Genomic DNA, 7,571 nt, shown 5'->3' with positions numbered 1-7,571 from the left:
GTGTCCGACGACGGCCGCGGTGGCGCGGAGCTGTCCCCCGGCAGCGGGCTCGCGGGCCTGCGCGGCAGGGTCGCGGCCCTGGACGGCACCTTCGAGCTCGACAGCCCGCCCGGTGCGGGCACCCGCCTGACCGTGGAGGTCCCGTGCGCATCGTGATCGCGGAGGACTCCGTCCTCCTCCTGGACGGCCTGACCCGCCTGCTGGTGGCCGAAGGGCACGAGGTGACGGGGTACGGCACGGCCGACCACCTGGTCCTCGCCCTGTCGACGCCGGACGCCGAGCTGCCCGACCTGCTGGTCACCGACGTGCGGATGCCGCCGTCGCACACCGACGAGGGCCTGCGGGCCGCGGTGCACCTGCGCAGCCTGCACCCCCGGCTGCCCGTCCTGGTGCTCTCGCAGTACGTGGAGCAGAGCTACGCGAGCGAGCTGTTCGCGCGGGGCGCGCGCGGCCTGGGCTACGTGCTCAAGGACCGCGTGGCCGACGTCGACGAGTTCCTCGACGCCGTCGCCCGGGTGTCGGAGGGCGGCACCGTCGTGGACCCCGAGGTCGTCACGCAGATCATCGCGCGCCACCCCGGCTCGGACCTCGATGTCCTGACCAGGCGCGAGCGCGAGGTGCTGGCGCTGATGGCCGAGGGCCGCTCCAACGCCGCAATCGCGGACCGCCTCGTCGTGGGGCTGGCCGCCGTCGAGAAGCACGTCACCAACATCCTGACCAAGCTCGGCCTCCCGCCGGCCGCCGACGACCACCGCCGGGTGCTCGCCGTGCTGCGCTGGCTCGACCAGAACGGATCCCGCTGATGACCCAGCCGCCTCCCGACAGCTACCCCCAGGACGCCGGGTACGCGCCCGGCCCCCCGCAGCGCGGCGCGACCGCCCGCGTGCTGACGACGCTCGGCGTGGTGCTCGGCGTCGTCGTCGTGGGCTTCGGCGCGCTGTTCCTGGTCGACCTGATGGTGTCCGAGACGTCCACCACCCACCGCTCCTACGACGCCGTGGACACGGTGGTGCTGGTCACCGACGGCGACGTCACCGTCACCGCCGCCGAGGGCGACGTCGAGGTCGACGCCATCGCGCACAGCGGCCTCCGCAGCCCCCGGTACTCCGCGGACGAGTCGCCGAACCGGCTCGAGGTCACGCACCGCTGCGGCTGGTCGATCTTCCTGCCCCGGTGCTCCGGCGAGCTCGACGTGACCCTGCCCGCCGACACGGAGGTGGTGGTCCGCACCGAGAACGGCGACGTCGTGGCGAGCGGCGTGGCCGGTGAGGTCGACGTGCGCACGAGCAACGGCCGGGTCGAGGCCACCGACATGGGCGGCCTCCTGTCCGCCCGGTCCAGCAACGGCGACATCACCGTCGCGAACGCCGGCTCCGACGTGCAGGTCTCGACCTCCAACGGCGAGATCTCCGTCGGCGACGTGGACGGCACCGTCACCAGCAACACCAGCAACGGGCGGATCACGCTCGACGCGGTCGCGGGCGACGCGTCGGCCCGCACCAGCAACGGCTCCGTGGAGATCTCGGCGGTGGGCGGCGACGTCTACGCCGAGACCAGCAACGGCCGCATCACGGTGCACGGCGGCGAGGAGCCGGTGGCCCTGACGATCCAGACGTCGAACGGTGACGAGATCATCGAGGGGCCCACCGACCCGGACGCCGCGCGCACCGTCGAGATGCGCAGCTCGAACGGGGACGTCGCCTACCTCAGCCGGTGAACGTCAGCCACAGCAGCGTGACGTTCAGCGCCACGATCACGCCCGCGACCACCCAGGCCAGCACCTGGGTGGTCAGGGCGTTGCGGTGCTCGCCCAGCAGCGCGCGGTCCCGGGTGAGCTTCACCAGCGGGATCATCGCGAACGGGATACCGAAGCTGAGCACCACCTGGCTCACCACCAGCAGCCAGGTGGGCGAGATCCCAGTCATGAGCAGCAGGATCGCCGGCAGCAGCGTCACCACGCGCCGGGTCAGCAGCGACACGCGCACCTTCAGCAGCCCCGACATGATCTCGGCCCCCGCGTAGGCACCGACCGACGTGGACGCGAGCCCCGAGGCCAGCAGCCCCACGGCGAACAGCACGCCCACGACCGGCCCGAGCGTGCCGGCGATGGCGGCGTGCGCGCCCTCGATGGTGTCCGTGCCCTCCCGGCCGGCGAGGTTCGCGGCCGCCAGCAGCAGCATGGCGATGTTCACGCTCCCGGCCAGGATCAGCGCGAGAACCACGTCCACCCGCGTGGCGCGCAGGATGCGCGGCACCGACGTCGACGGCGCGTGCAGGTGGTCGCGAGCGAGCGAGGAGTGCAGGTAGATCGCGTGCGGCATCACGGTGGCGCCGAGCATCGAGGCCGCCAGCAGCACGGAGTCCGCGCCCTCCAGGCGGGGCACGAGGCCGGCCAGCATGGCGGCCGGGTCGGGCGGGGAGAAGAACAGCCCGGCACAGAAGCCGACCGTGAGCACGGCGAGCATCGACGTGACGACCCCCTCGAACGCCCGCTGCCCGCGGCGCTGCTGCACTCCCAGCACCAGCAGGGACACCACCCCGGTGATGACGCCGCCCAGCACCAGCGGCACGCCGAACAGCAGGTTCAGGGCGATGGCACCGCCGATCACCTCGGCAAGGTCGGTCGCGGCGGCGACCACCTCGGCCTGCATCCAGTAGGCGAGCCGGGCGCGGCGGGGCAGCCGCTCCCCCAGCACCTCGGGCAGTGACCGGCCGGTCACCACGCCGAGCTTGGCCGACAAGTACTGCACCAGCACCGCCATCGCGTTGGCCGCCACGAGCACCCAGACCAGCAGGTACCCGAACCGGGCTCCCGCGGTGAGGTTCGCGGCCACGTTGCCGGGATCCACGTAGGCGATGGCCGCGACGAAGGCAGGTCCGAGCAGGACGAAGAGGCGGGCGCGACCGGTGCGTGGCCCAGCGGCGGTGCGAGTCATCGGGTCTCCAGAAAGTTCGGGTACCCGAACTCTAACTCGCGAATCGCCGAACTTGCACCCGTATCGACCGATCGCCGATCGGGTCGCCGATCAGTGCAAGGATGTGGCCCGTGCCGAGCCCGTCAGACCTGTCGACAACGCCCAAGGCCGTGGACCTCCTGCGGTCCGCCACCCGCGTGTTCTCCTCCTGGCCGGCCCTGTGGGTCGGCTTCGTGCTGGCCCACGCCTGGATCATCTTTCAGGCCTGGGTCTTCGGGGGGCAGATCCTCGGGGACGTGAACCTGTACGAGTGGTGGGTTCGCAACGGCATGAACACGGGCTCGTGGCCCGTGCTCGACTACGCCTGGGTCTACCCGCTGGGCGCGCTGGGGCCGATGACCATCCCCGCGCTGTTCACCGAGAGCACCGTCGGCTACGACTGGTGGTGGATGGGCATGGTGACCGCCGCCAACGCCGGCGCCGTCGCCCTGCTCGGCCGGGCCAAGCCGCACGGCCGCGCCGCCTCCTGGTACTGGCTGTTCTTCCTCGTCATGCTCGGGCCCATCTGGATCGGCCGGCTCGACGGCCTGCTCGCGCCGATCATCCTCGTGGCACTGCTGATCGCGGTCCCGCGGCCGGCCCTCGCGATGGCGCTGGCGACCGTGGGCGCCTGGATCAAGATCGCCCCGGGCGCGGTGGCCCTGGCACTGGCCGCCACGGCGTCGAACCTCAGGGCGTTCGTGCGGAACGTGGTGCTGCCGGGCGCGGCGGTGTGCGCCGTCGTCGTCGGCCTCGCCTTCGCGGGCGGCGGGCAGGCGAACGTGCTGGACGTCTTCGGCGAGCAGGGCGACCGGCAGCTCCAGGTCGAGGCCGTCGCCGCCACGCCGTTCACGGTGGCCCGGATCTGGGACCCCACGATCAAGGTCGAGTACGACGACGTCATCTACACCTACGAGGTGCTCGGCGGGGGCGCCGACCTCACCGCGCAGGTGCTCGACGTGGCCCTACCCGTCGCCGCGCTCCTGATCGCCGCGCTGATCTGGTGGGCCGCCCGGCGCCGCCCCGAGCGCGTGGGCGACATCCTGCTGGTCGGCGCGGCCGCGGAGCTGCTGGCCCTGATCGTCTTCAACAAGGTGGGCTCGCCGCAGTTCATCGCGTGGGTCGGCCCGCCCGTCGCGGCCGCCATCGCGCTCGGCAGCCGCAGCCAGGGCACCAAGCGCACGTGGTTCGTGCCCGCCGTCGGCACGCTGATCGTGGCCCGCCTGACCATGGAGCTCTACCCGCTGCGGTACGGCGAGTTCCTGGGCGGCTGGTGGTTCGCCACGAGCGTCGGCGCCCTGCGCAACGCGCTGCTCGTGGCCCTCCTGGCCGGCGCGCTCGTCCGGCTTTCCCAGCTCGCCTTTGCCCACAGGGTGCCGACTGTGACGAGTTGAGGGTCACTTCAGGGGTGTTCCCCATGCCATGGGCACGGTGGCTCCGCTACGGTCAGGATCGTGACATCGTGTGTAGCGGTTACCGTCTCGACGCCACCCGTTCCCCGACTCGCCGCACGAAAGTCTTCGTCCGGACACCGGCGACCGGCAGGTTCGTAGCGTGCGAGTAGCCATCGTTGCGGAGAGTTTCCTCCCGCAGGTGAACGGGGTCACCAACTCCGTCCTGCGGGTCCTCGAGCACCTCCACGAGCGGGGGGACCAGGCCATGGTCCTCGCGCCCGACGCCGACGCGTCGATCGGCCACGTGCCGCCCTTCGTGAGCGGCGCCCCCGTCGTCGAGCTCGGCTCCATCGGTTTCCCCGGGTATCCGGACGTCCGGCTCGTGGTCGGCAAGAAGTGGCGCACCGAGCGCACGCTGGCCACGTTCGCCCCCGACGTCGTCCACCTCGCGTCTCCCTTCATCCTCGGCTGGCGCGGCATCCTCGCGGCCGAGCGGCTGGGGCTGCCGAGCGTCGCGGTCTACCAGACCGAGGTGCCTGGCTACGCGGCGCGGTACGGCCTGGGCCACTTCGAGCCCCTGCTGTGGAAGCGGGTCAAGGACATCCACGACCGCGCGACGATGACGCTCGCCCCGTCCACCGCGACCATGCGACAGCTGGAGAACCACGGCATCCCCAACCTGCGGCTCTGGGGCCGGGGCGTGGACACGCGGGCGTTCCACCCGCAGTTCCGCGACGAGGCCTGGCGGCGCAAGGTCGGCGCCGGGCGCGAGATCCTCGTGGGCTACGTGGGTCGGCTGGCCGCCGAGAAGCAGGTCGAGGCGCTGCGCGTGGTGCAGGACCTGCCGAACGTCCGCCTCGTGATCGTGGGTGACGGCCCCGAGCGGGACGAGCTGCGCCAGACCCTGCCCGCCGCCCACTTCACCGGGCTGCTGCGGGGCGCCGAGCTGTCGCGCGCGATGGCGAGCCTCGACGTGTTCGTGCACCCCGGCGAGCTGGAGACCTTCGGCCAGACGCTGCAGGAGGCGCACGCGAGCGGCGTCCCCGTCGTGGCACCTGCGGCGGGCGGCCCGCTGGACATCGTCCGGCACTCCCACGACGGCTGGCTGTACCCTCCAGGTGACCACGAGGCGCTCCGGGCCCGCGTCGTCGACCTGGTGGGCGACGAGCGCAAGCGGCGGGCCTTCGGTACCGCGGCCCGGATGAGGGCCGAGGGCCGTACGTGGCACGACATCTGCTCCGAGCTCATGGGGCACTACGACGACGCGATCCGGGTGCACGCGAGAGCCGGCTCAGCGGAGGTATAACTTGCGAATCGTCCACGTCGCGAACTTCTACAGCCCTCGTTCCGGGGGCATCCGCACCGCGATGCACGCCATGGCCGGGCAGTACCTGTCCCGGGGGCACGAACCCGTGCTCGTCGTGCCGGACAAGCGGGACGGGGTCTCGACCGTGGACGGGGTCAAGGTGGTCAGCCTGGCGGCCCCCCGCGTGCCGTTCTCCGGCGGCTACCGCGCCGTGGTGCGGCCCGGGAAGATGCGCGGTCTGCTCGAGACGCTCGCGCCGGACCGGCTCGAGGTGAGCGACCGCACCACGCTGGCCGGCCTGGGCGACTGGGCCCGCGAGGCCGGCGTCCCGTCGCTGATGATGCTGCACGAGCGGGTCGACGGCGTGCTGCGTTCCTGGATCCCCGGCGGCGCCGAGGGTGGCTACGCGGCCTCGTTCGGCGCGACGGCGACCCCGGCGCTGGCCGACCGCTACAACCTCGCCACGCTCACCCGGTTCGACCGGCTCGTGGCCACCACCCACTTCGCCGGGGCCGAGGTGGAGCGCCTCGCCGAACGCGTGCGGGGCGCCAAGCTCCCTCCCCTGTACCGCGTACCGCTCGGCGTCGACCTGGAACGGTTCCGGCCCGACCGGTACTCGGCCGCAGCACGTGCGGAGTACGCGCCGCCAGGCACCGCGCTCATCGTGCTCGCGAGCCGCCAGTCCACCGAGAAGCGGCCCGACCTCGCGATCGACGCCGCCGCCCAGCTCATGCGCGACGGCCGCCCCGTGCGACTCGTCGTCGCGGGCGCCGGACCGCTGCTGCCGAAGATGCGCAAGCGGGCCGAGGCCGCCGGGCTGCCGCACAGGTTCCTCTCGTTCATCCCCGACCGCGACCGGCTCGCGACCCTGCTGACCTGCGCCGACGTCGTCATCGCCCCCGGACCCATCGAGACCTTCGGCCTCGCGGCCCTGGAGGCCCTCGCCTCGGGCACGCCGGTGGTCTGCAGCTCGTCGAGCGCGCTGCCCGAGGTGGTGGGCACCGCGGGCGCCGCCGCCCCGCCGGAACCGTCCGCCCTGGCCCTCGCCCTGCACGAGGTGCTCGACCGCGACGTGGACCGACGGCGCAAGGAGGCCCGCGCCCGCGCGGAGCTCTTCCCCTGGAGCGCCACCGGGGACGCGATGATGGACCTGCACTCGCGCCGGGCCTTCGACCTGGCCGACGCCGGCACCGCGGGGCGACGGTGAGATGACGGGGCCGGCGGGACGCGAGAGCTTCCGGCTGGTCGCACTCGGTGACTCGATCACCGTGGGTGTGGGCGACACCGTCGGCCCGGACGCCGTTCACGGCCCCGGCTGGGCCGCGCACCTCGCCGCCGTGCTCGGCGTGGACGAGTTCACGAACCTTGCCACCAACGGCGCCCGCTCCCGCGACGTGGCGGACACACAGCTCGACGCCGCCCTCGCCCTGCGGCCCCGGCTCGCGACCGTGCTCGTGGGCGGCAACGACGTGCTGCGCAGCGACTTCGACGCCCGGTTCACTCTTGCCGACCTGCACCGCTGCGTGGGCGAGCTGTGCCGGGCGGGCACGGACGTGGTGCTGGTGCGGCTCCCCGTGATCGGCCTCTTCGAGCTCGCCCCGCGGCTGGTCCGGCGCGTGATGCGCCGCCGCGTCGCGGCCGTCAACGCGGCGGTGGACGAGGTCGCCGGGGCGTCCACTTCGAGTTCGGTCGGTCGCACTGAGACCGGTCCATCAACCGACCGGTCTGAAGGCAACCGACCGAGCTCAATCCATCCCGGCCCTGGCCGGGTGGTGGTGGTCGACGCCGTGGGGGCGATCGCGCCCGCCGGGGAGAAGGCCTGGCACGTGGACCGGGTGCACCCCTCGCCGGCGGGGCACCGGCGGCTGGCCCTCGGGGTCGCGGGTGAGCTGGCCGGGCTGGACCCGGCCTACGCCG

Annotated in this window: 7 protein-coding genes; 6 read left to right on the top strand and 1 reads right to left on the bottom strand. The window is 73.1% G+C overall.

What is annotated here, in order from left to right:
• The first annotated feature begins 143 nt into the window (after nucleotides 1-143).
• A complete protein-coding gene (locus PROKR_RS06685) occupies nucleotides 144-803 on the top strand; it encodes a LuxR C-terminal-related transcriptional regulator (protein ID WP_036960957.1) in 660 nt (219 codons plus the stop codon).
• The gene (locus PROKR_RS06680) at nucleotides 803-1,717 is read left to right on the top strand and encodes a DUF4097 family beta strand repeat-containing protein (RefSeq protein ID WP_036960956.1); all 915 of its coding nucleotides are present in this window, start codon (nucleotides 803-805) and stop codon (nucleotides 1,715-1,717) included. The genes PROKR_RS06685 and PROKR_RS06680 overlap by 1 nt, the downstream gene beginning before the upstream one ends.
• Here the strand turns inward: PROKR_RS06680 and PROKR_RS06675 are convergent.
• On the bottom strand, nucleotides 1,707-2,936 hold the full coding sequence (locus tag PROKR_RS06675) for an Nramp family divalent metal transporter (RefSeq protein ID WP_036960955.1): 1,230 nt from the start codon (nucleotides 2,934-2,936) through the stop codon (nucleotides 1,707-1,709). The genes PROKR_RS06680 and PROKR_RS06675 overlap by 11 nt on opposite strands.
• Nucleotides 2,937-3,037: 101 nt before the next feature.
• Here PROKR_RS06675 and PROKR_RS06670 point away from each other — a divergent pair, with 101 nt between their 5' ends.
• From PROKR_RS06670 to PROKR_RS30595, 4 genes are all read left to right on the top strand, one after another.
• Nucleotides 3,038-4,348, top strand: coding sequence for a glycosyltransferase 87 family protein (locus PROKR_RS06670; protein WP_036960954.1), 1,311 nt, complete (start codon nucleotides 3,038-3,040; stop codon nucleotides 4,346-4,348).
• A 199-nt stretch (nucleotides 4,349-4,547) separates the two neighbouring features.
• Nucleotides 4,548-5,654 carry a glycosyltransferase family 4 protein gene (locus PROKR_RS06665; RefSeq protein WP_051432746.1) on the top strand — a complete coding sequence of 369 codons (1,107 nt, stop codon included), beginning with the start codon at nucleotides 4,548-4,550 and terminating at the stop codon, nucleotides 5,652-5,654.
• A gap of 1 nt (nucleotide 5,655) precedes the next feature.
• A complete protein-coding gene (locus tag PROKR_RS06660) occupies nucleotides 5,656-6,861 on the top strand; it encodes a glycosyltransferase (protein ID WP_036960952.1) in 1,206 nt (401 codons plus the stop codon).
• A 1-nt stretch (nucleotide 6,862) separates the two neighbouring features.
• Nucleotides 6,863-7,571 (top strand): SGNH/GDSL hydrolase family protein (locus PROKR_RS30595; protein WP_051432745.1); only part of this gene is annotated, 709 nt, incomplete at its 3' end.

It is taken from the genome of Promicromonospora kroppenstedtii DSM 19349, from assembly GCF_000515355.1.
Lineage (GTDB): Bacteria > Actinomycetota > Actinomycetes > Actinomycetales > Cellulomonadaceae > Promicromonospora > Promicromonospora kroppenstedtii.
The sequence above is the reverse complement of the archived record's forward strand: the minus strand, read 5'-3'. Positions and strand labels throughout refer to the sequence as shown.